The organism is Rhodohalobacter sp., from assembly GCF_034521535.1.
Classification (GTDB): domain Bacteria; phylum Bacteroidota; class Rhodothermia; order Balneolales; family Balneolaceae; genus Rhodohalobacter.
This window is the reverse complement of the sequence record NZ_JAXHMF010000005.1, coordinates 22,873-47,143: the sequence shown is the minus strand read 5'-3', so window position 1 is coordinate 47,143 and position 24,271 is coordinate 22,873. Positions and strand designations below refer to the sequence as shown.

At 43.1% G+C, this 24,271-nt stretch carries 35 protein-coding genes and 4 pseudogenes; 13 read left to right on the top strand and 26 right to left on the bottom strand.

Features of this window, described 5'->3' with window-relative positions:
* Positions 1-168 precede the first annotated feature (168 nt).
* The 11 genes from U5K35_RS06690 to U5K35_RS06640 all read right to left on the bottom strand — a co-directional run bounded on the left by U5K35_RS06690 (position 169) and on the right by U5K35_RS06640 (position 6,330).
* Positions 169-471, bottom strand: coding sequence for a hypothetical protein (locus tag U5K35_RS06690; RefSeq protein ID WP_322570695.1), 303 nt, complete (start codon positions 469-471; stop codon positions 169-171).
* 221 nt (positions 472-692) lie between these two features.
* Positions 693-842 carry a hypothetical protein gene (locus tag U5K35_RS06685; RefSeq protein ID WP_322570694.1) on the bottom strand — a complete coding sequence of 50 codons (150 nt, stop codon included), beginning with the start codon at positions 840-842 and terminating at the stop codon, positions 693-695.
* 151 nt (positions 843-993) lie between these two features.
* On the bottom strand, positions 994-1,371 hold the full coding sequence (locus U5K35_RS06680; protein WP_322570693.1) for a DNA polymerase III subunit delta' C-terminal domain-containing protein: 378 nt from the start codon (positions 1,369-1,371) through the stop codon (positions 994-996).
* On the bottom strand, positions 1,322-1,513 hold the full coding sequence (locus tag U5K35_RS06675) for a hypothetical protein (protein WP_322570692.1): 192 nt from the start codon (positions 1,511-1,513) through the stop codon (positions 1,322-1,324). The genes U5K35_RS06680 and U5K35_RS06675 overlap by 50 nt, the downstream gene beginning before the upstream one ends.
* Positions 1,494-2,090 (bottom strand): AAA family ATPase, encoded by a 597-nt coding sequence (locus tag U5K35_RS06670; RefSeq protein ID WP_322570691.1) that lies wholly within the window; start codon positions 2,088-2,090, stop codon positions 1,494-1,496. The genes U5K35_RS06675 and U5K35_RS06670 overlap by 20 nt, the downstream gene beginning before the upstream one ends.
* Before the next feature lie 98 nt (positions 2,091-2,188).
* Positions 2,189-2,854: a heme exporter protein CcmB gene (locus U5K35_RS06665; RefSeq protein WP_322570690.1), complete on the bottom strand. Its 666-nt coding sequence runs from the start codon at positions 2,852-2,854 to the stop codon at positions 2,189-2,191.
* A gap of 119 nt (positions 2,855-2,973) precedes the next feature.
* On the bottom strand, positions 2,974-3,234 hold the full coding sequence (locus U5K35_RS06660; protein WP_322570689.1) for an AMP-binding enzyme: 261 nt from the start codon (positions 3,232-3,234) through the stop codon (positions 2,974-2,976).
* A gap of 1 nt (position 3,235) precedes the next feature.
* Positions 3,236-4,192: an AMP-binding protein gene (locus tag U5K35_RS06655; protein WP_322570688.1), complete on the bottom strand. Its 957-nt coding sequence runs from the start codon at positions 4,190-4,192 to the stop codon at positions 3,236-3,238.
* Between the two features lie 353 nt (positions 4,193-4,545).
* On the bottom strand, positions 4,546-5,103 hold the full coding sequence (locus U5K35_RS06650; protein ID WP_322570687.1) for an enolase C-terminal domain-like protein: 558 nt from the start codon (positions 5,101-5,103) through the stop codon (positions 4,546-4,548).
* A gap of 427 nt (positions 5,104-5,530) precedes the next feature.
* Positions 5,531-6,037: a 1,4-dihydroxy-2-naphthoate octaprenyltransferase gene (gene menA / locus U5K35_RS06645; RefSeq protein ID WP_322570686.1), complete on the bottom strand. Its 507-nt coding sequence runs from the start codon at positions 6,035-6,037 to the stop codon at positions 5,531-5,533.
* Positions 5,941-6,330 carry a hypothetical protein gene (locus U5K35_RS06640; protein WP_322571770.1) on the bottom strand — a complete coding sequence of 130 codons (390 nt, stop codon included), beginning with the start codon at positions 6,328-6,330 and terminating at the stop codon, positions 5,941-5,943. The genes menA and U5K35_RS06640 overlap by 97 nt, the downstream gene beginning before the upstream one ends.
* 368 nt (positions 6,331-6,698) lie before the next feature.
* On the opposite strand from U5K35_RS06640, the pseudogene U5K35_RS19570 reads away from it, so the two are divergent.
* The 6 genes and pseudogenes from U5K35_RS19570 to U5K35_RS06605 all read left to right on the top strand — a co-directional run bounded on the left by U5K35_RS19570 (position 6,699) and on the right by U5K35_RS06605 (position 9,494).
* Positions 6,699-7,708 (top strand): annotated as a pseudogene (locus U5K35_RS19570) (glutamine synthetase beta-grasp domain-containing protein).
* 338 nt (positions 7,709-8,046) lie between these two features.
* On the top strand, positions 8,047-8,205 hold the full coding sequence (locus U5K35_RS06625; RefSeq protein ID WP_322570683.1) for a hypothetical protein: 159 nt from the start codon (positions 8,047-8,049) through the stop codon (positions 8,203-8,205).
* 125 nt (positions 8,206-8,330) lie between these two features.
* Positions 8,331-8,591: a tRNA-binding protein gene (locus U5K35_RS06620; protein WP_322570682.1), complete on the top strand. Its 261-nt coding sequence runs from the start codon at positions 8,331-8,333 to the stop codon at positions 8,589-8,591.
* A gap of 184 nt (positions 8,592-8,775) precedes the next feature.
* A complete protein-coding gene (locus U5K35_RS06615; RefSeq protein WP_322571769.1) occupies positions 8,776-9,057 on the top strand; it encodes a hypothetical protein in 282 nt (93 codons plus the stop codon).
* A complete protein-coding gene (locus tag U5K35_RS06610; protein WP_322570681.1) occupies positions 9,012-9,161 on the top strand; it encodes a DUF2141 domain-containing protein in 150 nt (49 codons plus the stop codon). Before U5K35_RS06615 ends, U5K35_RS06610 begins: the two co-directional genes overlap by 46 nt.
* Positions 9,162-9,308: 147 nt before the next feature.
* On the top strand, positions 9,309-9,494 hold the full coding sequence (locus U5K35_RS06605) for a hypothetical protein (RefSeq protein ID WP_322570680.1): 186 nt from the start codon (positions 9,309-9,311) through the stop codon (positions 9,492-9,494).
* 836 nt (positions 9,495-10,330) lie between these two features.
* Here the strand turns inward: U5K35_RS06605 and U5K35_RS06600 are convergent.
* From U5K35_RS06600 to U5K35_RS06565, 8 genes and pseudogenes are all read right to left on the bottom strand, one after another.
* Positions 10,331-11,169: pseudogene (locus U5K35_RS06600) on the bottom strand (1,4-dihydroxy-2-naphthoyl-CoA synthase).
* Between the two features lie 224 nt (positions 11,170-11,393).
* Positions 11,394-11,564 (bottom strand): hypothetical protein, encoded by a 171-nt coding sequence (locus tag U5K35_RS06595; protein WP_322570679.1) that lies wholly within the window; start codon positions 11,562-11,564, stop codon positions 11,394-11,396.
* Positions 11,565-12,080: 516 nt separating this feature from the next.
* Positions 12,081-12,425, bottom strand: coding sequence for a hypothetical protein (locus U5K35_RS06590; protein ID WP_322570678.1), 345 nt, complete (start codon positions 12,423-12,425; stop codon positions 12,081-12,083).
* Between the two features lie 81 nt (positions 12,426-12,506).
* Positions 12,507-12,758, bottom strand: a complete 252-nt coding sequence (locus tag U5K35_RS06585; protein ID WP_322570677.1) for a hypothetical protein — start codon at positions 12,756-12,758, stop codon at positions 12,507-12,509.
* Between the two features lie 410 nt (positions 12,759-13,168).
* Entirely contained in the window at positions 13,169-13,366 is a 198-nt protein-coding gene (locus tag U5K35_RS06580; protein ID WP_322570676.1) for a hypothetical protein, read from the bottom strand.
* Positions 13,367-13,581: 215 nt separating this feature from the next.
* Positions 13,582-13,953, bottom strand: a complete 372-nt coding sequence (locus tag U5K35_RS06575; protein WP_322570675.1) for a thiamine pyrophosphate-binding protein — start codon at positions 13,951-13,953, stop codon at positions 13,582-13,584.
* Positions 13,940-14,626 (bottom strand): isochorismate synthase, encoded by a 687-nt coding sequence (locus U5K35_RS06570; protein ID WP_322570674.1) that lies wholly within the window; start codon positions 14,624-14,626, stop codon positions 13,940-13,942. The genes U5K35_RS06575 and U5K35_RS06570 overlap by 14 nt, the downstream gene beginning before the upstream one ends.
* A gap of 971 nt (positions 14,627-15,597) precedes the next feature.
* Complete coding sequence (locus U5K35_RS06565; protein ID WP_322570673.1) at positions 15,598-15,873, bottom strand: DUF4290 domain-containing protein; 276 nt, start codon at positions 15,871-15,873, stop codon at positions 15,598-15,600.
* 218 nt (positions 15,874-16,091) lie between these two features.
* On the opposite strand from U5K35_RS06565, the pseudogene U5K35_RS19565 reads away from it, so the two are divergent.
* Positions 16,092-17,081: pseudogene (locus U5K35_RS19565) on the top strand (PLP-dependent cysteine synthase family protein); the annotation flags it as partial.
* Positions 17,082-17,122: 41 nt separating this feature from the next.
* Positions 17,123-17,479 (top strand): DUF3467 domain-containing protein, encoded by a 357-nt coding sequence (locus U5K35_RS06550; protein ID WP_322570670.1) that lies wholly within the window; start codon positions 17,123-17,125, stop codon positions 17,477-17,479.
* A 108-nt stretch (positions 17,480-17,587) separates the two neighbouring features.
* Here U5K35_RS06550 and U5K35_RS06545 read toward each other — a convergent pair whose 3' ends face one another.
* The 7 genes and pseudogenes from U5K35_RS06545 to U5K35_RS06515 form a co-directional block, all read right to left on the bottom strand.
* A complete protein-coding gene (locus U5K35_RS06545; RefSeq protein ID WP_322571768.1) occupies positions 17,588-17,722 on the bottom strand; it encodes a hypothetical protein in 135 nt (44 codons plus the stop codon).
* 31 nt (positions 17,723-17,753) lie between these two features.
* Positions 17,754-18,311: pseudogene (locus tag U5K35_RS06540) on the bottom strand (LptF/LptG family permease); the annotation flags it as partial.
* The gene (locus tag U5K35_RS06535) at positions 18,205-18,543 is read right to left on the bottom strand and encodes an LptF/LptG family permease (RefSeq protein WP_322571744.1); all 339 of its coding nucleotides are present in this window, start codon (positions 18,541-18,543) and stop codon (positions 18,205-18,207) included. The pseudogene U5K35_RS06540 and the gene U5K35_RS06535, both read right to left, overlap by 107 nt.
* A 58-nt stretch (positions 18,544-18,601) precedes the next feature.
* Entirely contained in the window at positions 18,602-18,982 is a 381-nt protein-coding gene (locus tag U5K35_RS06530; RefSeq protein ID WP_322570669.1) for an LptF/LptG family permease, read from the bottom strand.
* On the bottom strand, positions 18,979-19,227 hold the full coding sequence (locus tag U5K35_RS06525) for a hypothetical protein (RefSeq protein ID WP_322570668.1): 249 nt from the start codon (positions 19,225-19,227) through the stop codon (positions 18,979-18,981). The genes U5K35_RS06530 and U5K35_RS06525 overlap by 4 nt, the downstream gene beginning before the upstream one ends.
* 95 nt (positions 19,228-19,322) lie before the next feature.
* Complete coding sequence (locus U5K35_RS06520; protein ID WP_322570667.1) at positions 19,323-19,670, bottom strand: LptF/LptG family permease; 348 nt, start codon at positions 19,668-19,670, stop codon at positions 19,323-19,325.
* Complete coding sequence (locus U5K35_RS06515; RefSeq protein WP_322570666.1) at positions 19,652-19,948, bottom strand: LptF/LptG family permease; 297 nt, start codon at positions 19,946-19,948, stop codon at positions 19,652-19,654. Before U5K35_RS06515 ends, U5K35_RS06520 begins: the two co-directional genes overlap by 19 nt.
* A gap of 627 nt (positions 19,949-20,575) precedes the next feature.
* Between U5K35_RS06515 and sprA the strand changes: the two genes are divergently transcribed.
* From sprA to U5K35_RS06490, 5 genes are all read left to right on the top strand, one after another.
* Positions 20,576-21,334, top strand: coding sequence for a cell surface protein SprA (gene sprA, locus U5K35_RS06510; RefSeq protein WP_322570665.1), 759 nt, complete (start codon positions 20,576-20,578; stop codon positions 21,332-21,334).
* Positions 21,335-22,771: 1,437 nt separating this feature from the next.
* The gene (locus tag U5K35_RS06505) at positions 22,772-23,014 is read left to right on the top strand and encodes a hypothetical protein (RefSeq protein ID WP_322570664.1); all 243 of its coding nucleotides are present in this window, start codon (positions 22,772-22,774) and stop codon (positions 23,012-23,014) included.
* A gap of 243 nt (positions 23,015-23,257) precedes the next feature.
* Complete coding sequence (locus U5K35_RS06500) at positions 23,258-23,611, top strand: hypothetical protein (protein WP_322570663.1); 354 nt, start codon at positions 23,258-23,260, stop codon at positions 23,609-23,611.
* 13 nt (positions 23,612-23,624) lie between these two features.
* Entirely contained in the window at positions 23,625-23,957 is a 333-nt protein-coding gene (locus U5K35_RS06495) for a hypothetical protein (protein ID WP_322570662.1), read from the top strand.
* 58 nt (positions 23,958-24,015) lie between these two features.
* The gene (locus U5K35_RS06490) at positions 24,016-24,246 is read left to right on the top strand and encodes a hypothetical protein (RefSeq protein WP_322570661.1); all 231 of its coding nucleotides are present in this window, start codon (positions 24,016-24,018) and stop codon (positions 24,244-24,246) included.
* Positions 24,247-24,271 lie beyond the last annotated feature (25 nt).

The following is a 24,271-nucleotide window of genomic DNA, read 5'->3' as shown; positions in this document are numbered from 1 at the left end:
CCCCTGCGATACAGTTGCACACTTTTGATAGATTGCGGAGCAGGCAACTGATTGGGTACAAGATACCGGCTTATATAATTCTGGGAAGTCTGATAATTATTAGAAGAGTTGGATACGGAAGCTGAACACCCTCCAAAAAGAATCAACAGGAATAGGTATGAAAATAATTTAGATGCTGTAAATGCCTTCAAAAACAAAATGGGCCGGTCCGGTTAAAATTAATTGATGATAGGTGTTGTTATCTGCATTAAAATCAAAGGAAGCCTTCAGCGTTCCTCCTTTTACGCGAACCGTAAAGGTAGCATGTTTGTGGCCGCTTTGTTGGTTAAAATGTGTTGCAATTGCTGCGGCCAGGGCACCGGTTCCACAGGCCAGGGTAAGATCTTCAACCCCGCGCTCATAAGTCTGCAGCGAAATAGTTTGGTCTCCCTCGGGGTGAACGAAATTCACGTTACTTCCCGGTGGATCCACCTCTGTGTGATACCGAATTGATTTTCCGGTTTTAACGAGTTCTTTTTCATCCTCAAGCTGATCACTTCCCGCAAAAGGTGATCAGATGTTCGGTTGCCGCATCGGCCTGGATAAACTCAATTTCGTTCAGCGTTCTTTTTTTGGGATGAACGTGAACGGGAAAATGAATACTTACAGAGCCATCAGAGAGGACCTCGGCCTCGTAAATATTATCGTGTACATTAAAGGTTTGAGTGGCATTGAAACCCAATTTCGTGCGCGTATTGAACCAGGCAACGGGCTCCATTTCCACACATACCGGCATCGCTGCCATCGGCATTGCGGTAGATCATGGTATAATCAATATCGGTGCGCTGTGCGGGTTGAAGCACAAGAACGCCATCGCCGCCAATGCCAAATTTACGATCACAGAGCTTTTGGAGTGATCTCAGATGATATTTTTCAGCGAGAAGCCATAATTGCGGTTATCGATCACTACAAAATCGTTACCGGCTCCTTCCATTTTATGAAATTTCAGTTCGCTCATAATTCAGTATATGCGGGTATGTGGTTCCAGGTATTATCTTCAGAAATGTAGGGATCAAGGCCGCGCATCAGGTTTGAAAAGCGAAGCGCAAGGACAATAAAAATGAGCTTCGGGTTAACATTCTGTTGTAAAGCAGGGCGGTAGCTGTCCAGGTGATCAATCATTTCCTCGAGGCGGGCGTCATCTAAAGCACCCACAAATTTTTGTATCGATTCCAGCTGATCGATATTGGTCATAAATGTTTTATTCTGTGTTTCCCGATACACCATTAGATCCCGGATGTACATTTCAATCAAATTGGTGATGGCGATAAGTCCTTCAATATTATTCGAACTTTGCCAATCCTGTACTATGCTTCGAAAGTTTAGCGGCATCCTGACTAAAAGCCATCCGCATGTATTCTACAACCGATTCCCGATTCTCTTTGAGCTTGCTGACATCAAAGAAGCGGGTCATGGCATAATTCCCGTTGGCAACCCGGGCAAGGTAGGCCGCGTCATCGGGCTGTAAATCCATCCACTTCTATCAGGCCTTGTTCTACTTCTTTGTCTCGTAAGGCGCCCAGTGGAATATGCTGACATCGGGAAGTGATGGTAGGGAGCAGGCTCTCATAGCTTTCTGTGGTGAGGATAAACATCAGCCGGTCGGATGGTTCCTCCAGTAATTTCAGAAAGGTGTTGGCCGCTTCTTTCCGCATGGTTTCAACCTGGGTTAGAATTACGACTACCCGGTTTCCTTCATTGGGCTTTAACTTGGTTACCGGACGGATATCATTCCGAAAATAGTCGATTGGGTAAAAGGCTTGCAGGTTTTTGGAAGAATCATCATCCAGAGAAGGCCGCTGTGAAAACCCGATGATCTCATAAGGATCTTTTGAAAGCAACTCCAGCCGATTCCGAAGCTCCTCAATTTTGGCGGATGTTGGCATTGGAATAAAAACATGTATATCGGGATGAGTGAACCAGGATGATTTTTTTGAGGATTTATATTCCCCCATATCCGAAAGGTGATCAATGCCGTTGATGGCTTCTGCCAATGCCAAGGCAAAAGCCGTTTTACCAACTCCGGCAGGACCTGGAAAGTAAATAGGCATGACTTGATTCGTTCAGAGGCCAAAATGCGTTCCACCTGCTCCTTAGCACGTGCTTGCCCTATAATTCTACGATTTCCAAATTTGATGTCCACGTTTTCTTATTCCTCCCAGATATAATCAAAAAGTAAAATTCCGGCGGTTATTGTCACTCCGGCAAAACCGATCAGAGCGGTTATATTATTTAATGAAGCATCGCCGCCACTTATAAAAGCAGTTTTGCTTACATCTGCTAAAAGTAATATTAATGGCATAAAGAGCGGAATGCTTAATACCGAAAAAATGGCACCTTTTCGGTCGGCCTGCGAAACTACCGCTGCAGTCATGGTGGCAACACCCGAAAGTCCTGCCGTGCCAATAAAAAGCATACTTAAAAATGCCGTCCAGGAATGGATTTGTAAGCCCATTAAAAAGATGTATGCACCAAAAGTGGCCACGTTTATCAAAAGGGTAAACAGGAAGTTATAGAGTAATTTTCCGGAGTATACTGAAGTTCCGTTGGCATAGATGCGTAGAAGGTCGAAGGTGTGTTTGTCGGTTTCAGATATAAAACTTCGGCTTAAGGCAGAAAGAGCAGCAAAAAGAATGATGATCCATACCAATCCGGACTTTGGGCCGGGTTCAAGCTGGTCGGCACGCAGGGTAAAAAGCACCAAAAGCATAGCAGCAGCTACAAATGCCAATACCATATTGAAGGCAAAGCGCGTACGCAGTTCAATCTGCAGATCTTTTTTTAAAATGGTGAGTGTGCTCCGAATCCAATGCATGATCAAGTTTAAGGATTTTACACCCTTATTGACAGTGATATCGTAAGCAGTTGACAGATTTAATTTGAAGGATTATCAGCCGGCATCTCTAGGTCAGGAACCCGAGAAATCATAGATTTTCACTGGAATTTCTTGATGAGTTCCCATCTTTTCACTTTGCCGGTAGGTGTTTTGGGTAGATCCTGGACGATCTTCAATTCCTTTGGGATCTTAAAATCGGTGAGTGAGTCTTTAAGCTGCTCTCTGATCTCTTCAAGAACCGGGGTTTTTCCATTCTTGAGAGTTACCACTGCGGTCACTTTTTGTCCCCATTCCTCATCCGGTACTCCAATAACCACGGCCTCCCTGATGGTAGAAAGTTTCTGCATAGCCTCTTCCACTTCATTGGGATTTACATTCTCTCCCTGTTATAATAAGATCGGTGCGGCGAGATTCTATAAATAAATGCCCAAATCCATTGATGTGGCCATAATCGCCGGTGTTAAACCAGCCGTCATCGTCAAAACAATTTTCATTTTCTTCAGAATCAAAATACCCATCAAATACCTGTGGTCCTTGTAACCACAAAGCTCCGGATTGATTTTTTCCGAGCACTTTTCCGTTATCATCCCGGATCTGCATTTCATTGGGTGGAAATGGTTTGCCCACGCTTTTCAAAGGAGTGTACATTCCGGATGGGGCGAGCAGGGGATTGGCTATTATTTGTGCACAGGTTTCCGTCATCCCGTAGCTCGAAACAATGGGAATGCCGCGTTCAGCTGATGTCCGCAGCAGTTCTTCTGAAATTGGACCGCCTCCCAATAAAATAGATTTAAATTCCCGGTGTGTTTTAAAAAGAGGATCATCCAGAAGTCTTTTTAACATGGTAGGTACAAGTGAGGCGGCCTGAAACCGCTGATTTTCACCCAAAAACTCTTTGATCATTTCCTCATCAAATTCTCTCATTCGATAAATAGAGGAGTGATAGATCAGGGACCGTAGAATAATGGAGATTCCGCCAATGTGGTTTAAAGGAAGACAAAGCAGCCAAAAATGGTTTGGGTCCGGCTTGAAGTTTGAGGCAGATGATTTTGCTGCAGCTTTGATCTGTCGGCGTTTAAGTGGCACTATCTTAGGCTTACTGGTGGTGCCGGAAGTAAAGAAATACCCAAATATCCGATCATCCTCAATGGCTTCTTCATCGGGAAGATCGATGTTTCGAATATCATGCGTAAAAGAATTGAGGAAGAAATTTTCATCCATTTTGATGACGTTTTCATCCTCCAGCCGACTGCGGTTTTGGGTATCACAAAAAATAAGAGCAGGCTTCAAAGCCATCCAGATGTTCTCTGAGTTCATGATCTTTTACTTTTGGGTTTATGGGAATGAAGGGGATACCAAGTTTCCAGCTGGCCGCAATGGAAAATATCAGCAGATCACTGGACTCCGCTATAAAAGCAACGGGCCATTTCAGGGAGTCCGCTTTTTCTTTCAACCAGATCTTTGAAGAAGCCCGTAAAACGCTCTAAATCACTGTACGTGTACATGCCATCCCTTGATGTAAGGAAGACATCCGGCTGGTTATTACGCTTGAATTCAAAACTATGTAAGCGTGATTTGAACATATTTGTTTTAGGTCAACTCCCTAAGTTTCTGTGATTTCACCAAAATACCAATTCCGGGTTTATTCAGGGAATGATATATCCGGACTTTCAAGCAGTTATCTTCATTGATATCTTCTTCAAAAAGGGAACCGGTAGAAAGTCCCTGTGCTCTATTCGGGATGCTAAACCCGCCGCTAAAGCTGATATTGCACTTCGCCCAACAGCCGATTCCATAGCAGTTGTAAACACTACTTCAATATTATGAGTGTCTGCAAGCTGTTTTGTTACAAAAATATTTTTAAAAGTCCCCATCAACGAGGGTTTTATAATAAGAAGATCTGCTGCTTTGTCTACTAATAGTTGTTCTGCAGCATTTTTGTTCCTGACCGCCTCATCTGCTGCAACATTTATTTTAACACTGTCGGTCACTTTTTTCAATCCTGAAGTATCGGAGGCCTTAACAGGCTGTTCGCAGTATTCAATATCCAGCGCTTCCAGGGAACTAAGGTGCTGGATGGCTTCATCGGTGGTCCAGGCCTGATTGGCATCGATGCGTATTTTTAAATCCGGAAATTGGGATCGCAGAGATGTCAGTATCTCATGTTCCTGTTCAAAATTCTGCCCGACTTTAACTTTGAGCGTGTGATATCCTTCTTTAGAAACCACTGGCCCTTTCTAACGTTTCTTCTTTTCGTTGAATGGATAGTACAGCATTGGTATGAAGGGTTTCGGAATGTCTGATTGAAGAGGAGTTTGGGCAGCGATATTCCTTTTCTCTTGGCCTGTAAGTCATGATGCAGGGTATCTAGCCCAAAACTAAGGGAGGGAAATTGGTGGATTTTTTGTAGCAGTGCAATGAATTCACCGGCTCCTCCATCCTGAAAAGCCTGTTCTAAAGTTCTCTGTTCATGATCAAAACCTCCCGAACTTGATCCAGAGTTTCCGAGGAAAACCGGGCAGAGGAGCTACTTCTCCATAGGCTTCAATTCCCTTTCCTAATAATTCAAAATAAACCCTTCGCGACTGTCAATGACATTTCCCGCTGTTTTGAAAGGTTGTTTAAAAGGAAGTTGATATGCGAAAATACGAAGCATTAATTCAGAATTATGCCCATGGAAAAGAGGACACCAAACAGTACCATGTATTGAGCGGTACGTTCCAGCATAGGATTGAGATTCTTTTTATCGGTTTCTGTCCAGATTTTATACACCAAAAATATCGCGACGGGAAAAGATAACGTTGGAAGCAAGATCCAATAATTGAAATTCAATTGTACATAAAAGTGAGGAGGAACGGCAAAGGCCAAAAGCACCATCAGCAGGTATTCGACCTTAAGAGCCATCTCGCCAAAGAGAACGCCAATGGTTCTCTTGCCCGATTTTCTATCCTGCTCCACATCTCTAAGATTATTTACTACAAGAATGTTCACACATAAACCCCCGATGGCAAGCGAAGCCCAAAATGATGATTCAGACCACTCCAGGGTATTTACATAAAAGGTGGTCATGACTGCAACGATTCCAAAAAAGATAAACACAAAAACATCGCCAAGGCCGTTGTAGCCCAGTGGAAAAGGTCCCGCCGGTATAAAGTATACCAAACAACAGAGAAAGTAATCCAATAGCGAGAACAACCCATCCACCCACCCGAAACAAGATAGAGCCCGGTTAAAAAAGCCAGCTCATAGTCAGAATGGTGGCATTCTTCATGGGTCTGGGGCAGCATCAATCCGGCAGCGGTTGCTCTTCGGAAACCGATACGTTCGTCAGTATCAGAGCCTTTCACAAAATCGAAATAATCGTTGGCGAAATTGGTGCCAATTTGAATGAGCGTGGCACAGATCAGAGCTACTAATGTGCTGATCCAATTCAATCCCATTTGCCTGGTAGGCAAGAGAAGCTCCGATTAGAACAGGCACGAGAGCTGCAGCTAAGGTTTGGGGACGTGCAGCTTCGATCCAGAGCTTTGTTTTTGATGTGCTCAAAGAAAAAGATTAATTTTTTGTGTGGATAACTTATTACCTAAAGATAAGCGATTTCATAATGGCTTAAAAAATGAAGTGAAGTCAGGGTTAAATAAAAATTTATTAAGTAAGCTTGTGTTTGGAAGCGGTTGCAGGTTAAATAATTAAATAGAAAACTTATTTAAGCTTTATAATTTAATTATGGATAAATAAATAACTAAATAATTTGTGTATTTCTTAAAAAGTGCATTATATTTTGCCTGTTAATTTCCTAATCACCAAACAATATTTTTATCCTATGGCGCATTCAAAACTCGAATACATTTGGCTAGATGGATCAGAGCCAACGCAAACATTAAGAAGCAAAACTAAAGTGGTTCATGACTTTAGTGGCAAATTGAAAGATTGTCCAATATGGAATTTTGATGGGAGTTCAACCAATCAGGCTAAAGGCGGATCTTCAGATTGTTTACTGAAGCCTGTTGCTATTTTTAAAGATCCCGACAGAATTAACGGTTACCTGGTTATGACCGAAGTACTGAATGCTGACGGCACCCCACATGAAACGAATGGCCGAGCAACTATTGATGCCGAGAACGAAGATTTTTGGTTCGGTTTTGAGCAAGAGTATTTTATTATTGATCCCGAAACTGGTCGCCCGCTGGGTTTTCCGGAAAATGGTTATCCGCCTCCCAGGGACCTTATTACTGTGGAGTAGGAGGCAATCGTGCCTACGGCCGTGACATTATTGAAGAGCATTTAGATCTTTGCCTAGATGCAGGATTGAACCTGGAAGGGATCAATGCTGAGGTTGCGGCAGGTCAGTGGGAATTTCAGATCTTTGCCAAGGGAGCGCACCATGCCGGTGATGAGATTTGGGTAGGTCGATATCTTATTGAACGAACAGCGGAAAAATATGGCTTGGTTATTGACTGGCACCCAAAACCTCTTGGTGATACCGATTGGAATGGTTCCGGAATGCATGCCAACTTTTCAAATGGAAAAATGCGAGATAAAGGCGGCGAGAAATACATGAAGGAAGTTTGCGAAGCTTTTGGCAAGCACATCAAAGAGCATATTGATGTATACGGTGCAGACAATGATAAGCGCCTGACCGGTAAGCATGAAACTCAGTCTATCGACAAATTTAGCTATGGTGTATCTGACCGCGGTGCTTCTATCCGGATTCCGGTGAATACTATTGATGATGGCTGGAAAGGACGACTCGAAGATCGCCGGCCAGCTTCTAACGCAGACCCATATAAAGTAGCTGCACGTATCATAAAAACCGTGAATACTGTTTCATAAAAAGTGTTTCACCTCACTTATCGACGGTTAAAAAACCCTACTGCAAAAGTGGGGTTTTTTATTGGATTAAGATTTAATTTTATGAAGACTTTCTTTGTATATAGATTTATTGTCATAGTTAGAAAGAAGGGGTAAAATAGATCACAATAAAAAAGTTCAGGAGACAAACTCCCTTTCTAAATTCGAATACACATTCACGTTAAAAGAGAAAATTATGGAAACAGGTACTTAAACAACACTTATAGTAATTTTGATGTGCTTCTTTGCTTTTTCGTCTGCTGAAGCTCAACAAAGGGGATTACTGATGAATAAAAAACGCTTCAGAAACAAACATCGAGGTGTATATTAAAAACTTCTTGAATGAATTCTTTTTTGTTGAGGTGTACAACGTGTTGGGCAACAAAGTAGAGACTCTGGAACAGGGGAGAAGAGCGGCAGGTGAATATACCGCAACCTTTGATGCCGCCAATTTCCCAAGTGGAATCTACGTACTATAAATTACAATACGGTGGAGTAGAAGAAGTCAGAGCAATGACGCTGGTTAAATAACACAAAAAAATAAAAGTCTTTACAAAACCCTGCTTTTGATGAAGGCGGGGTTTTTTAGATTCAGTCCCAAAAAGTGAAAGAAATTAGCTGGAACTATTTTCAGCAGGTAGAACTGCGAACCGGAACCGTCATAAAAGCAGAACCTTTCCCTGAGGCACGGAAACCGGCATACAAACTTACCATCGATTTTGGAAAGGAGATAGGAACCAAGAGATCTTCAGCCCCAATAACAGATCATCATTCTACACAACAACTTGTAGGGAAACAGGTTATTGCGGTGATCAACTTTCCACCCAAACAAGATTGGGGCCGTCTTGACATCGGAATGCTGTAGCAACGGGCTTTCCGGACTGCCGACGGAAAGTAGTGCTTGCCGTTCCCTGATAGAAAAGTGGACAACGGAATGAGACTTTTTTGACCACTATCAGCTTTAATACAATACGGAAAATTTGTAAATCAATACCCCTCATAACTCTATCACATTTATGAAAGTTATATTTACCTGTTGCTTTTTCTTTATGATGGCAACAAATATACAGTCTCAAGAGATTTCCTATCCGGAGAAAGAGAAACCAACATCAAAATTTAAGCTGGTTATAGAAGCCATTCCTGAAATTAAGGGAGAGGTTCGGATCGCAATTTTTGACAGCCCCGAAAATACGATAGCAAAGAAGAACCATTTGCACGCTGTGGTGTTACCGGTAGACGAAAAGACCCTAACCTGGAGCGATGATTCCCTTCCTTTTGGAGTATTATGCTATCTGCCATTTATCACGATAAAAATACCAATGGAGAGTTAGATACCAATTTGTCGGGCATCCCCGAAGAAGCCTACGGATTTTCGAATAATGCGCGCGGTAACGCTTTGGGCCGGCCTCGTGCGAAGATGCTTTCTTTTCAGTGAGTGGGGAACAGACCGAGGTCAATATTTCACTGGAGTAGTCATAACTGAAAAACGATTTCTTGCATGTCGTTCGCTTGATTTTGGTTGATGTAGAACAACCTTTTGTACATATTCTGGCTTTAACAATTAATAAAAGCAGAGGTACAAATGAATACATTAGAAGGGGAAACAGCACCGGTAATGAGTTTAAAAGAGTGGGTAATATCACTTATTATTTCAGTGATTCCACTAGTTGGTATTGTGATGCTTTTAGTATGGGCATTCAGTGATACTATCAACCCAAATAAGAAAAACTGGTCACGCGCAATGCTAATTGATGCACTATTGGCATAGCACTTTATGTTGTGTTCATCGTGCTATTTATGGGTGCGATGATGTCGGGTGCCGTGGATTACGACTCGATGTAGAGAGGGATTACAAACCTAATTTAAACCTAAAGCCTCATTATTATTTGATGGGGCTTTTTTTTAATCATAGCTCTTGTTTTAAAACCTGTACTTTTTGTGCAGACGTCTAGTTAAAGTCAGTTCGAATAACGTAGCTGCAGCTTGTCCGGATAAATATGGCTTTCACTCCGGTTCACTCCAGTTGGGCAAGCTGCCCGACCTACGGCCCATTTCAACTAATCTCAAATCTGTTATTCATCAGTACAGTATTTGAGTTTAGAATCAATTAGCATTAATCCTTATCTCGAACTGAAGTTAAAGCACATCCTGAAGCTCTTCATTTCTTTCAATAACCGACTTTGCATATGGACAAAAAAGTGGAACACTTTCGCTTATTTTTACGAGCAAATTCAAATTCTTCTTCATGAAATGATGAGCTTTTTAGCAAATCCTTCTCCACGCACCTTTTCAGAAGTCTCGGTATGATCAATAATGATTTTATCGGAAATTGGCTTTGGAATACGTCATTTCAGCCACTCGCTTACCATTTTTCTCAATGAAGAAAGTGCCTTTTGTTTCGGAAGATTCGTGTTGGATTTGCATAGTTGATTTTTTGTTATAAAGTTGAACTGAAAACATGTCTCTCAAGATAATTTTCCTAAGGCTCTGCCTTCAGGAAATAAGTTAGGAGGAGGCTTAAGCCTCGAAGTAGCTTTATACTTTGAAGGTATTACCTTCAAAGATCTTTAAAAATCCTTTCGTGTTTTGGAGATTTCGTGGCAATCATGAAGGCGACCGGTCAAATTTGTCCCAGTTGGGCTTTCGTTTTTCGAGGAAGGCATTGCGGCCTTCTTCGGCTTCGTCGGTCATGTAAGCCAGCCTCGTTGCTTCTCCGGCAAATATCTGTTGTCCTACCATGCCGTCGTCGATCGCATTAAAGGCAAATTTGATCATCTTGATGGCGGTAGGGCTTTTTGCCAGAATCTCTTGCGCCCATTCATAAGCCGTTTCTTCAAGATTCATCATGCGGAACCACTTTATTCACCATGCCCATCTCAAAAGCTTCCTGAGCAGAATAATTCATACCGAGGAAGAAGATCTCACGGGCTCGTTTTTGTCCCACCTGACGGGCAAGCAGGGCAGAGCCAAATCCGCCGTCAAAACTGGCTACATCGGCATCGGTTTGTTTGAAGATGGCGTGTTCTTTACTGGCTAAGGTGAGGTCGCAAACCACATGCAGGCTATGTCCGCCGCCTACTGCCCAGCCGGGTACCACGGCAATCACCACTTTGGGCATGAACCGGATAAGGCGCTGTACTTCCAAAATATTGAGCCGGGCAATCCCGTCATCGGCTTTATAACCGGTTTTGGAACGTACATTTTGGTCGCCGCCGGAGCAGAATGCCCATTTGCCGTCTTTTGGGGAAGGGCCCTCACCGCTCAAAAGTACCACCCCGATGTCATTGTCTTCTTTGGCATCACTGCAGGGCTTCATACAACTCAAACACCGTTTTGGGGCGAAAGGCATTCCGGATTTCCGGCCGGTTAAAAGCAATCCGTGCCACGCCATTCAATTTTTTATAGGTGATGTCTTCGTATTCTTTAACGGTTTGCCAGTTCATAAACTCAGAATGAATTTTTTGTTTGTAATATTGAAGGTAAAAACCTGTCAGGTATAAAACTTAATAATGAGAAGTTTTATTCCTTTGGTCAAATTCCATCATTTCGATTCCTGTCGAACCGTCAATTCGTAGATGGACAGCGTGTCCGATTCTTGGCTAAGGATGGCCAAATGTTCGAACCTAGACAGGTGGACAAATCCGTCCGCCTACGGCAAGTTGGTGTTTTACATTATCAATACCTCTTCAATGATAGAAACAACCGCTTTCGGCTCATCCAAATGCACGCGGTGGCCGGCATTTTGTACTACTTCAAGTTTAGCATCGGGGATTTCCTTCTCCATCTGCCGGTTGATGTGCACAAATTTCGAATCCTTTTCTCCGGCAATAAGTTGCACTGGAATCTACGAGTTCTTTAAGGTGATTTCTGACACACGGCATGGTTCCGGTGCCAAATCCCTGTAAACTATTGGCCAGCCAAAATGGATTTTGGTGTTCTGCTGGATCTCATCAACTCGTTCAAGAAAGTTGTTCAGCAGCTGAGGAAGTATTAAATAGAGGCATCTCTTTCCAGTTTTTCAAGGAAGCCCTCAAAATTACCAAGTAAATCATCCGATCTTTTTGCATCCAGTGCCTGCCGTGCTCTGCCTGCGTTCGGTTTCACTTTCGATTCCAAAAGTGCTGCTTTCTAAGATTAGTCCTTTGTACAAATCTGGGCGGTGTAGTGCTAATTGCAGAGCTAACCTTCCACCCATGCTATATCCATATAAGAAAAAGAGGAATTTGAAGTTGCTCACTGATCAGTTTGGTGAGATCGGCAACTTGCTCTTTGGTTGAAAACCGGTAGTGGAGTTCAGCGCCTTCTGATTCTCCATGTCCCAATAAGATCAATGGTAACAGGATTGCAAAATTGTTTAAGCTCGGGAATCAGGTGTTGAAAATTTTCTCCGCTTCCCATAAATCCATGGAGCAATACAAGAGAGGGAAGGGTTTGTGTTTTGCTGATGAATTTCAAAATGATAAGAAATGCCACGAACGCGAATGTTCATGAGCCTGTTATTTATTTTGAAGTCCCATAGCGCATGGCGTTGTTCCATGGATTCTTCAGCACCGGTTATACATTCCATAACATGAACTCCTTTTTTCTCGATCAGTTTATCAAAGGTAGGAATAATTTGTTCCGGTCTCGAAACTAAGGTATGGTCAATATTGTGCGCCCGGCAAAGTGCAGCAATTTTAGCCTGTCTGAGGAGTTTCAAAATAGTGGGTGTATTTATCCTTGATTTGGTGAACAGGAAGCATCCGAAAGATGGTTCCTCCGCCATTATTCAATACTACGATCACCAAGTGGCTGTTGTAACTTCTTTAGCCATCAAAAGTGCATTGGTATCGTGTAAAAAAGCAATATCACCGATCATCAATATCCCGGCTTTTTCGGTTGATAAACTCAATCCGATAGCAGTGGAAATGATGCCATCGATACCAGCAGCACCGCGATTTACATACATTTCCTTACCGTCAAATTCACCAAATAGAGACATATCCCGAACCGGAAATGAATTGGATAGCATCACAAAAGCTTTCTTGGGCATGTGTTTCCGTAATCTTTGAAAACACGTATCCATCCGTTATTGGGGTTGGTGGGGTGTAGCTGTTCTTCCCTGAATACCTTGAAATCCTTTTCGGATTTTTTCCACTTTTTAAGCCAGTCTTTATCGGCAGAACCGGTTACTTCCGGAATATTCAGCGAGTCGATTCAAGTGTAATTTGTTTATCGGCAGAGCAAGACTGCCGTCCGTCCATTGATTTGGATTCATAAAGCTGATTTGCATTGCACCTCAGAACTTTGATCCAGATATTGATTCAATGCTTTACTCACCGGCTGTTGACCAAATCTCAAAATGAGATCAGCATTTCAACTGATTCCGATTATTTTCATTGTTTCAGAAAACCTTCAAAGCCCTGAATGGTATGGCGTGAAGTTGGTACTAGGGAACCGGGTTCAGCTAAATATGGGAGCATCCAGCGCCCGGGCAAGAGGGGTTATAAAATCAAGTTTATCGGATTTCGAGGTTGGCCCAACAATAATCAATGGTTTTTCAGCTGAAATTAAATCGGACCAAAAAGTTTCTCCCAGTTCCATATTTCCATGTTTGCCATGGAATACTTTGGGAGAAGGACGCGCGCGATTGTTTTTCATTTTCAAATTCAACCTGCTTTAAGAAATTTAAGATCCGGTTCAAAAGGTTTGGAAAAGGCAAAATTCAATATGAGCAACACCGCTTTTATTAACTGATTCCTGTACGGCTTGTACAGCAGCTAATTGTAAGTCTTTTATGACTCCGGTCATTCGGTATGCGGTTCTCCGGCTTCATGAAAAAAAACCGGATAGTTGCCAAATAATCTTCAATCTGATCAATGGTTTGGGAAGCGCCCAATCCCCGGTAATGGGGTGGACGATCCGCACTTAGCAATAATAAGCGGAATCTCGGATTGAGTAGCTTCAATAACGGCCGGAAAATAATTCGCAAGGGCAGTTCCTGAAGTACAAACCAAAGCGGCAGGTTTTCCGGTAGCTTTTGCCATGCCAAGAGCCATAAAGGCAGCCGAGCGTTCATCAATACACACATGTTTGGTAAAACCTGCATGGGCAGAAAAAGCCAGGGTAAGGGAAGTAGAACGGGAGCCGGGAGAAATCACAACATGTTGTACCCCTTCATCAAAAAGAGAGCGAACAAAAATGGTACTCCAGTAAAAAGCTACATTTTGAGGTTCATTTTCTTGCATGTTCCAACGCCGTTAACATCGGGATGAATTTTAAATTCGTTTCATCCCATTCTTTTTGAGGGTTTGAGTCCTCAACAATACCACATCCTGCGAAAAATCGCACTTCATTAGTTTTAATTAATCCGCTGCGGATGGCTACCACAAATTCCCCTTCACCGTGGGCATTTATCCAGCCGAGGGGAGCAGCGTACCATCCACGGTCAAAATGTTCGAGTTTGTTGATATAAGGCATGGCTGCCTCGCGCGGATATCCACCTACAGCAGGAGTGGGGTGAAGTTTGGAAAGTACTTCAGTTCGGGAAACGCCTTCTTTTATTTTGGCATGAACCGGAGTGTAAAGATGCTGCACATTGGAAAGTTTTTTGATGCCGGGTGAAATCGGGATGTTCAAAATATCCGAATAGCGCTGCAGGTTTTCTTCAATAGCATCCAGCACAAAAGCATGTTCACTTAGGTCTTTTTGGCTGTGAAGGAGTTCATGTTCCAATGACGGCATCTTCTGAGGCTGTTTTCCCGCGCGGAAATGCTTCCTGCCAGTCCTTCTGTAAGTACTTCTCTCGCTCGTGGAATGAGGCAAGCCGCTCGGGAGTACTTCCGATAAAACTGGCTTCTCCATCCTGACTGAATCAAGAAATGAATAACAATCGGGATATTGGTTTCGAAGGTGATTCAATATTCGTGTATCTGAAACTGGTGTCCTGAAGTTTTACATTGAGCTCACGGGCCAGTACAATTTTCTTAAATTCGTCCGCTTTTATAAGATCAGTAGCATTTTCAACAGAATTGAACCCATTGTTTATAGGCTTCCGAAATCGAGTACCGGGCGTTTCAATTTTGGATTGGATATGACTCCTTTTGATGAACCGTGTAGGTAGCCGCATCACAGATCTTGTCGAGTTGCTCTAAAGTGGATACATAGGAATCATATATTTCCTTATGGGATGCAGTTTTATTTACTTTTTTTGTGATGGTTAGAACAGTAAATTTTCCATTTTTAACCAAAACCCATTCAGGAAGATTAAAAGAGCCTGCACCGAAATTCACGCCATTCCTTGCCTACATTATGATCAAAAAAGAAAAACCACCTAATAAGTGAACGGAGGCTAAATGGATGTTTCAGGTTTGATATGTGATAAACTTTTGAAAGTAATTCTTTCCTGACATCTGAAGCATCCCGAAAACGTTCTTTTCCTGTAGTTTGAATGCGTTATACCGTTCCTGCTGCTGCTATGGAAAATTCAGAGGATGGTTTTTCCCAATAATATTGAAAGGTGTCTTTATTAGGGTATTGTTCTAAAACTGCTAGCGCATCAACAGCTGGGAATCTGAATGGAAAATGAGAGGTACTGGTATTGATTATTGGACTTATCGCTGGCAATAAAATCAATAGCCTTGGTAAGTGACAGCCTTGAGACCTGCTTGCCGAAAACAATCCTTCACATTATCTAAAACGGAATTCTTAGAATCCATATAACATTGCGCCTGTTTGAATTTTCAATATAAATTGAAAGTACGAAATATTACAGCAATGTTAAACTATTTTTGGCAGGAGATTATAAACCAGGGAAAAATTGAAGTCCTAAAACTATAATAGAATTTTAGGAACGAGCGGTAAAATATGAGATTGAGATCAGCGGGCTATCTTTATTGTGCGTCGTCGTCGCCGCCTGAAGAGTATGGATTGTGGATTCCATATTCATCCAGGTCGTATTCAGCCAGTACCTGAAAATGCTCCCAGGCTGCTTCGCTTTTTCCGTCTTTATCTACCCAGGTTGGGTGACTTTGTTTGATAAGTCCCACCACTCGCTTGGCGTACATAACGCGCTCGTCGGTGTCTTCAATTCGTGGAAGGGCGGCAATCATAAGATCGAGATTATAGCCGCAGTCAAAGTCTTTGGGTTTTTCCTGATGTATAAACATTATCTGAGATAGGGTGAATTAATTTGCTCAGTAAAATAAGTGTTAATACGCTGAGATTAAAATCGAATCTTTACATGTTTTGCTTAATCCAATTAATTGAGGTGGCAGGCGACTAGAATAAAAGTGATATTGATTATAGATATTCCTAAGCCTCTCGCCGAATTATTTTCTTAGTTTTACGGCTTAGGTTTATAAAACAATCATACACAAAGAAATTCATGTATCACAATTCCATTCTGGAGACGGTTGGAAATACACCGCTCATTAAACTGAATAACGTTAATGGCAACTCAGAGGGAACGCTGCTTGCCAAGGTCGAGTATTTCAATCCGGGTCACAGTATCAAAGACCGTATCGCCATCAAAATGATTGATGATGCTGAGGAAAAAGGATTCCTGAAGCCCGGAGGAACTATTATTGAAGGAACTTCAGGTAACACCGGAATGGGATTGGCGCTGGTGGCGGTCAACCGTGGTTACAAATGCATTTTCACTACCACAGACAAGCAGAGTAAAACAAAAGTGGACCTGCTCAGGGCTTTGGGCGCTGAAGTTATTGTTTGCCCGACCAACGTGGAAGCAGATCATCCTGATAGTTATTATTCAGTTGCTACAACGATTGAGTGAAGAAATCGAAAATTCTTATTATCCAAATCAATATCGATAATCAAGAGTAATCTTATGGCTCATTATGAAACGTACCGGGCCGGAGTTATGGGAGCAGACAGAAGGTAAAATCACACATTATGTTAGCCGGAATGGGAACAGGCGGAACTATTACCGGAGTTGGGTAAATACCTGAAAGAGCAAAATCCGGATGTTAAAGTAATTGGCATTGACAGTTATGGCTCGGTTTATAAAAAGTATTTTGAAACCGGCGAGTTTGATAAAAATGAAATTAAGCCGTACATGACTGAAGGTATAGGAGAAGATATCATCCCCGGAACCATCGATTTTGATTACATTGATGAAGTGGTTCAGGTAAACGACAAAGATTCGGCATTGGTAACCCGGAGATTGGCACGGGAAGAAGGTTTGTTGTTGGGTTGGTCATGCGGTGCAGCTACGCAGGGAGCTTTGGAGTACATCAGGGAAAACCCTTTAGGAAAAGACGATATAATGGTTATCATAATGCCTGACAGCGGAACCCGGTATATCCATAAAGTGTATAATGATGAATGGATGAAAGAGCAAGGTTTCCTGGAAGAGTAAATCGGATCAACAATAAATATTAAAGAGGCAATCAAGTTATGGCGAAGAAAGATCAGACGATGAATCCCGGTAAAATGGAAATTGAATTGAAGGAAGATGAAGCGGCCGGAACGTATTCTAATCTGGTGATGATTACGCATTCACCCTCCGAATTTATTCTCGATTTTATTGCGGTGATGCCGGGGGTCCCCAAGGCCAAAGTGGTAAAGCGAATGATCCTCACCCCAGACCATGCCAAGCGCCTGGCTAATGCATTGAACGATAATGTTGCTAAATTTGAAAGTGAGCATGGAACCATTAATTCCAGTATGATAAAGTGGACATGCACATGTACCGCGGACCTAAACCGGAAGCGTAAGGAATTTCGAATATCGATTACAAACATTCAATTTTGAAATGTTGCAGAACAGGCTAGTTGGGCCGTTATTTTTGTGCTTATTTTTTGGCCTGGAACAAGAGCCAAAGTCCAACCAAAAAGAAGAAAATATGGGGAAGGGTAGCGGCTACATTCGGGAGATAAGTGTGCCATAGTAGCCAAAGGGTTCAATGATCTTCATAAATGCGAGGTAGAGGAAACTGATGGTGAGTCCGGCCGCCAGATAAGCACCTTTTCCGCCTCGTCTGACGTACGCTGGCAAAGGCAAATCCAACAATAGTTACCACAATTATGGAAAACGGGTACGCCAATCTTCCATAAAATTGCACCTGGGGAATTTCAATCCCACCCGCACCGCTTCGTTCAATGGATGCTATATAATCCACAGCTTCAGGATAAGTAAGCTGGTAGATATCGGAAGTGGTTCGGGCCAGGTCTCTGGGGAACACATTGAGTACGGTATCCTTTTCCCGATATTCAGTTTCCTGGAACCCTGTTTTGGTAAAAACCTGCTCCGTTACATTTTCAAGCCGCCAGCTTTGGGTTGAATCGATCCATTCGCATGCGATTGGCTAGTAGTGCGTTTAGTGACTTGCCGGTCTTCCGATTCAATGAGCCGAATACGATACGCGATCTGCTGTATTCTTGTCGAAATAATTGACCTGAAGCTTGGTGTTGGGAGAAGGCTGCCGGTAAATATCACTTCGGTCAATACTCTCTGATTTATCGTGTAGGTATTCTTCTTCAAAAGCGATGCGCTCGGCATTGGATGTTGGAATCACAAAAGCATCCAGCAGGCTGATGCAAATGGCACAGACCAGGGCAAAGACGATATAGGGAACGATCAAACGGTATAGGCTTACTCCGGCTGCTTTGAGAGCGGTAATCTCGAGTCGGTCGGCAAGTTGTCCCGGTTAAAAACAGGCAGGCTACAAATACAGCAACCGGAAGCACTAGCCGGGTCATCTCGGGAATGTAGTTCAGGTAATAGCGATTGAAGATCTCAGCCATGGTGGCTCCCTGATCGGCAAAATCATCGCTGTTTTCTGAAAAGTCCACCATAATGAAAATGAAGATCAGCATCAGCAACACAAACAGCGTGATGCCCAGCATCCGAAAAAATATGTATCGGTCGAATTTTTTAATCACGTTTACGGAATGGGTTTGGTATGCGCAGATCGAAAGTCAGGCGAAGAATAAGGAAAATCCCCACAAGTGTGAGAACGATGTTAAAGGTCCACATTCCCCAAAAGGGGGAAATGAAAAGGCGGTCGGCCAGTTTCTCCCCCTGAATTAAGGAGACCCAATAAAAAGTAAGAACTACGGTAGAGATAAGGGCGGCAAAGCCGAAATTTCCCTTTTTGGTCATAATGCCAACCGGAGCGCCAAACAATATGAACACAATGCAGGCAAATGGAATAGACAGTTTTTTGTGAATTTCTACCAGGTACCGAGCAATGCGTTTTTGCCGCCATTCAATATTTGCATGCACCGATTGAACCTGGCTTTGGTATTCCTTCATCTGCCGGATCGATTCTTGCACAAAATAGCGCTGTATCTCTGCTTTTTCGAAATGGTTTGTGACCAAGTATGGGCTTTCAATATGGCTTCGATATGGTCAAGTGAGTCGGGCAATACTTGCGATCGGTGATTGAAGAAAGATTCGCGTCCGTTGTATTCTTCAGAAGGGACTACAGAGACATTTTTACCCGAAAAATCCCGCTGATTTTCAATTTCGGTGACCAAAGAATCGACGACGGCCATCATAGCCCTGAGAGCTCATAGTTCGGTCGCTTCTGTTTCGGTTTTCGGGGATCGAGCGCATAAAAGCCAGGTTCGAAAGATCCAGCGTCATAATATGCTTACTGAAATGAATTTCGTTCCATCAAAGTTATCGGTCCGGCTGGCGGTTCTGTGTAAACTTCCAGGCTATTTCCGTTAATAAGATGAAGAGACAGAGCTTGTGCTCCTTTACTTACCAAAATCCCTTTTTCAGCCATTATGTAGGCCCTGTTCTTATTGTTCACCGGTTTTTGGAATAAGGTGATGTTATATAAGCTGTCGGTTTCACCATCTATATTTTCCACCAAAAAAGTGTAGCCTTCAATGCCATCGTAAAAAGTGTTGGGCTTTAACTCAAATCCCGGTTTCTTGAGGCGGATATCAATAAAAAAGAGAACGTGCTTTCTGGTTAGCTTCCGGTAGCACATTGTTCGAAAACCAGGCCAATCCCACAAAAAGCAAATACAGAGGTAATCAGATACCGGACGTCATGATCTTCAATGGGGTTTATGCCCGAAGCACGAAGCGCGGTAAGTTCATTGAGTTCTGAGAATTTACCAAAAGCCATAAGGGTAGCCACAAGAACGGCCATTGGGGCGGCAAGCACCACCATATATGCGAGATTGGTAAGTATGAGCTCAACAATAACCTGCACGGGAATGTCTTTGCCAATCAGATTGTCGATATGCAGAATTAGAAACTGCATTAGCAACAAAAACATCAGTGTAAAAAAGCAAAAGAAAAAGGGGCTACATGCCTTTTTAACAGGTCTATTTGCAGTTTGTTAATGATTTTAGTCCAAGCCTTGTAGTTGCTTGAGTACTTTTTAATTTTTGTGAGCGTAAATAATAGACATTTTTATGCTATGAATTAATAAACTTTTGACATGTGGATTAAACTTTCAAGATATTCAAATATATAGTATTATCGATCGCACTCATTCATCTGCAACAATGTTAATATAAAGGAAGAAAGATCAGCCTATCGCACAACGCTACAGACAATACTTAAGTAAACCAAAGCCTAGTACATATTCAGGTGCATTCTTTTTTTAAATTAGCTTATTTCTTACCGTTCGTATGTTTGATGAATGGGTTGCTATTGGTGGGTGTTTCCGCTCAGGATTCTACGGCCACTGATACCACCTTCATTTCCATGCAATCAGACTCTGTTGCCTCAGATTCTATACCTGAAGGGATGAAGTTTATCTATAGGGCACCTTCAAAGCCCTGTCAGTATTGCACATGCGTGTCAGACCGGGCAAATTGTATTACATGCAGTCTTGCAAAAGAGCAATACGTAGATAAGCTGGGATTCAGCAGATACGTACACGGTGCAGCGGAAAATTGATGGTATTGATGTAGGCGTTCCTTCAAAATATTCGTTTGAACAATATGCTGAGCATAAAAAGCGACAGCAGATAAAAGCCATTCAATATAGTCTTGTAGAGGAAGGGAAACAGCAGCAGGCAGATCAAGAGGGCTTATTGGATTTCAGTTTGCAGATTCCTGGAGGAGAATCGTCTGTGTTCACCACTATTTTTGGGAAGCCGGAGGTGAATCTGCGGGTAAACGGTTCTGCCAATATGAATGTAGGGGTGTCGATACAAAATATTGATGACCCGACCATTGCTCCGGATCTGCAGCGTCGGATTGATCCTACCTTCAACCAAAACCTGCAGTTGAATATTCAGGGTACTATTGGGGATAAACTTACCATTGCCACCGACTGGGATACCGAGCGTGCTTTTGACTTTCAAAACCGGCTGAGTATTGTATATGAAGGCTATGAAGATGAGATCATCAAGCAGATTGAGATTGGTAACGTATCTATGGAAACGGGGAATTCGCTGATTCGAGGTGGGGCCTCGCTTTTTGGAATTAAATCGATTGCTGAATTGGGGCCATTGAAACTGACTTCGGTTGTATCTCAGCAAAAAGGGGAAAGTGAATACCCAAACCATAACTGGTGGTTCTCAGGAAACACAAATTCTCAATCCGGCCGATCGAGTATCAGAATAACCGGCACTATTTTATTGATTTTTTCAACAGACAGCAGTTTGAAGAGAACGTATCCAATCCCCAGCAGATAACACAGGCATATCAGATCTCGGACATCAAAGTCTGGATATCAGAGCCACAGATCAATACCACCGATCCGGAAGCAATCCGGGCAGCGGCTTTTGCAGATCTTGGAGTGGTGGAAAATAACGGCACCTTCAGCTTTCCAAACCCGGCTTTGGATATTATTGATGATGACTTGCTGGCCCAAAATCGGAGTGAGACAAGTGCCTCGGCCGGAGACTTTAATGTATCCGGTAATGATTTCTACAACGGGTATTTTCGGCCATTGCAGGAGGGCGCAGATTACACCATCAACAAAGCATTGGGATATATCAGCTTGAATCGGACCTTGAGCTCGGGTGCGTATCTTGCTGTTTCTTTTGTGAGAAGAGGAGTGCCGGGAGAGTCGGAAGATAATATTGAGGTTGGCGACATTTCTCCACAATCATCCGGGTTAACCTATTTGAAACTTCTGCGAACCGATAATCCCACTCCGGATCAAAGAACCTGGCCTCTGACGATGCGGAATATCTATTCGCTTGGCGTATCGGATTTAACCCAGGATGGGCTGGAACTTGATGTCAAATTCACCCGCGGTAATGTGGATGATACCAACCTTCCAAACCGTAATGCCACTTTGCTTCAGGATCTGGGGCTTGACCGAACGGATTCCCAGGGAGCACTGAACCCCGATAACCGCCTCGATTTTTCCGGGATTGTATTAGATCCAAGGTCCGGCGTTGTTCTATTTCCCTACCTGGAACCTTTTGGGAGAAGGATTGCTGACTTGCTGGAGCAGACCGCTGCTTCTGATTCGGTGATTTCATCACTGGCTCTACACCGAGCTTTATAACGAAAAACAGAACACGGCAGATCAAAACAATAAAAATAACTATTACCGAACTTGAAGGGACTTCAAAAGGCGGGGTATCCGGGAACTTTACGCTGGGTTTCAGTTTGGTGGAAGGTTCTGTAAAAGTATTTGCCAACGGAACGGAGCTCACCGAAGGAGTTGATTATGAAGTGGACTATTCGTTCGGAAGCATCACGATTTGATGAGTAGTAATCTTGGCTCTCGGGCAGAGATATCGAAATTGAATATGAAAATAATCAGCTCAACTAGATAGGGCAGAAAAATTTTACGGGAGTACGCGCCGAATATAAGGTAACGGATGACATCAGCTTGGAGGAACCTATTTTAAATTAAAAGAACAACCGCTTTCTGATAAAATTCGGGTTGAGAATGAATCCATTAATAATACCATCCTCGGGATGGATGCTTCGGCGAGTCCCATACGCCACGGGTCACCCGCGTTATTGATAAAATCCCGCTGCTTCAAACCAAGACCTTCGAATATCAGTTTCAGTGGTGAATTTGCCCAACTGGCGCCGGACGTGTCACAAACAAATGCGGTTCGTGAGGCTATCGACAACGGAGAACTGTTTCAGGATGTCAGGAAAACGGCTTGTCATTTATAGATGATTTTGAAGGCTCAGAACTTAGCATTTCATTTACCAGTGCGACACGCTGGAATCTGGCAGCAGCTCCGGCAGCCATCCCCGGCTATAATGCTGATGAAGCCTTTTTTGAAAATGAAGATTCACCGCTCACCAATTCTCTTCAATCAAAAATTGAACGGTCTGATCTTCGCAGTCAGTTTTCCATGGAACACTATTCCGCGAAATGTGACAAATCTTTTGGGTGGTAGTCAGCAGACACGCAGAATCGGAACGTGTACTTACTGAAGGCCGTATTTCCCTGGGGAGGAAACCAATAATGCACAGGAAGAAGAGATCAATACGCTGGATATTTTCTACAATCCGCAGGAGCGCGGCCCTTACAACTACAATTTTGATCTGAAGAATAAGCTCGAAAATGAGCCGGAAAATCGATGGGGAGGAATGACTGCCGTACTTGCCATCCGGTCAGGAAGATCTCACCCAGAATAACATTGAGTTTATTAAATTTTGGGTACAGCCTATTTTGCCGGGCGGACGCGAACCGATCCGCCAGGATCTGGAAGAATTATGACGGGAAGATCTACATCGACATTGGAACCATTTCTAGAAGATGTTGTTCCCGAACTTTGACCTTGAATACCGAGGACGGCCTTGGCAGTAATCCCGATAACCTGGAACCCGATAATTTATCCTCTCAACCTCGTTCATTTGTGCCGGCAAATCCAACGGCGCCACAGGGGCAATTTTCGAATGAAAACAGGGAGCTGGAGGATGTTGGTTTTGATGGCATTCCAAGCTCAGACGGTTTTGATGACGAGAAAGTCGAGACGTCCTTGTTTAGCTGAATTTATTGATTCTATGCGGACGGCATATGGTGCCAAGATTCACCGAATTCAGTCCATCCTGGCCGATCCCTCCAACGACGATTATGTGTATTACGGAGAAGGCAGAGTGCAGGAATTACCGCTTAATGAGCGTTTTCACCGGTTACTGGGTTATCATGAAGGCAACACGCCGGTTGCCGGTGGCGACAAAAGGGCTATCACTCCACGTCCGGATACTGAAGGACTGGAAAGTCGTTCCAATATAGAAACCAACAATAATTACTATCAATATGAGATTGCTTTAAACCCTGCTAAGGATCTACAAATTGAGGTAGATGCTGGGCAGCAACGAGTCGAACATATATAGTAGATCGAGTACCCGGCGAGCGTCAGCAGGATCGATGGCATCTGGTACGGATTCCCTTATGGCGGAGTTTAAACGTAAAGTGGGTGAAATTGACGGATTTCAAAACATCAGTCATATCCGAATGTGGATGTCGGGCTATGAAAAGCCATTTACACTATGCGCTTTCGCTAGCTTTCGAGTTTATTGGGAGTCAAGTGGCGGCAAAGTTGAAAATATTGATGAAACCGAAAATGCGACCGGTGATTTTCAGGTCTCAACCATTAATATTGAGGAAAATGCAGAATCGTGAACCGGTTCCGTATCGCCAGCCGGAA

Excerpts from the sequence above, each read along its gene's own strand:
- U5K35_RS06550 (WP_322570670.1), top strand. The coding sequence starts at position 17,123 with ATGGCGAAGAAAGATCAGACGATGAATCCCGGTAAAATGGAAATTGAA.
- U5K35_RS06565 (WP_322570673.1), bottom strand. The coding sequence starts at position 15,873 with ATGTTTATACATCAGGAAAAACCCAAAGACTTTGACTGCGGCTATAAT.
- U5K35_RS06675 (WP_322570692.1), bottom strand. The coding sequence starts at position 1,513 with ATGGATTTACAGCCCGATGACGCGGCCTACCTTGCCCGGGTTGCCAAC.
- U5K35_RS06525 (WP_322570668.1), bottom strand. The coding sequence starts at position 19,227 with ATGATGGCCGTCGTCGATTCTTTGGTCACCGAAATTGAAAATCAGCGG.
- U5K35_RS06490 (WP_322570661.1), top strand. The coding sequence starts at position 24,016 with ATGGCGGAGTTTAAACGTAAAGTGGGTGAAATTGACGGATTTCAAAAC.
- U5K35_RS06655 (WP_322570688.1), bottom strand. The coding sequence starts at position 4,192 with ATGAACTCAGAGAACATCTGGATGGCTTTGAAGCCTGCTCTTATTTTT.
- U5K35_RS06665 (WP_322570690.1), bottom strand. The coding sequence starts at position 2,854 with ATGCATTGGATTCGGAGCACACTCACCATTTTAAAAAAAGATCTGCAG.
- U5K35_RS06575 (WP_322570675.1), bottom strand. The coding sequence starts at position 13,953 with ATGCAAGAAAATGAACCTCAAAATGTAGCTTTTTACTGGAGTACCATT.
- U5K35_RS06605 (WP_322570680.1), top strand. The coding sequence starts at position 9,309 with ATGAATACATTAGAAGGGGAAACAGCACCGGTAATGAGTTTAAAAGAG.
- U5K35_RS06615 (WP_322571769.1), top strand. The coding sequence starts at position 8,776 with ATGATGGCAACAAATATACAGTCTCAAGAGATTTCCTATCCGGAGAAA.
- U5K35_RS06585 (WP_322570677.1), bottom strand. The coding sequence starts at position 12,758 with ATGCCCAAGAAAGCTTTTGTGATGCTATCCAATTCATTTCCGGTTCGG.
- U5K35_RS06520 (WP_322570667.1), bottom strand. The coding sequence starts at position 19,670 with ATGTGCTACCGGAAGCTAACCAGAAAGCACGTTCTCTTTTTTATTGAT.
- U5K35_RS06530 (WP_322570669.1), bottom strand. The coding sequence starts at position 18,982 with ATGAAGGAATACCAAAGCCAGGTTCAATCGGTGCATGCAAATATTGAA.
- U5K35_RS06535 (WP_322571744.1), bottom strand. The coding sequence starts at position 18,543 with ATGCTGATCTTCATTTTCATTATGGTGGACTTTTCAGAAAACAGCGAT.
- U5K35_RS06610 (WP_322570681.1), top strand. The coding sequence starts at position 9,012 with ATGCTATCTGCCATTTATCACGATAAAAATACCAATGGAGAGTTAGAT.
- U5K35_RS06580 (WP_322570676.1), bottom strand. The coding sequence starts at position 13,366 with ATGAAAAACAATCGCGCGCGTCCTTCTCCCAAAGTATTCCATGGCAAA.
- U5K35_RS06515 (WP_322570666.1), bottom strand. The coding sequence starts at position 19,948 with ATGCAGTTTCTAATTCTGCATATCGACAATCTGATTGGCAAAGACATT.
- U5K35_RS06670 (WP_322570691.1), bottom strand. The coding sequence starts at position 2,090 with ATGCCTATTTACTTTCCAGGTCCTGCCGGAGTTGGTAAAACGGCTTTT.
- U5K35_RS06495 (WP_322570662.1), top strand. The coding sequence starts at position 23,625 with ATGCGGACGGCATATGGTGCCAAGATTCACCGAATTCAGTCCATCCTG.
- U5K35_RS06680 (WP_322570693.1), bottom strand. The coding sequence starts at position 1,371 with ATGCCGCTAAACTTTCGAAGCATAGTACAGGATTGGCAAAGTTCGAAT.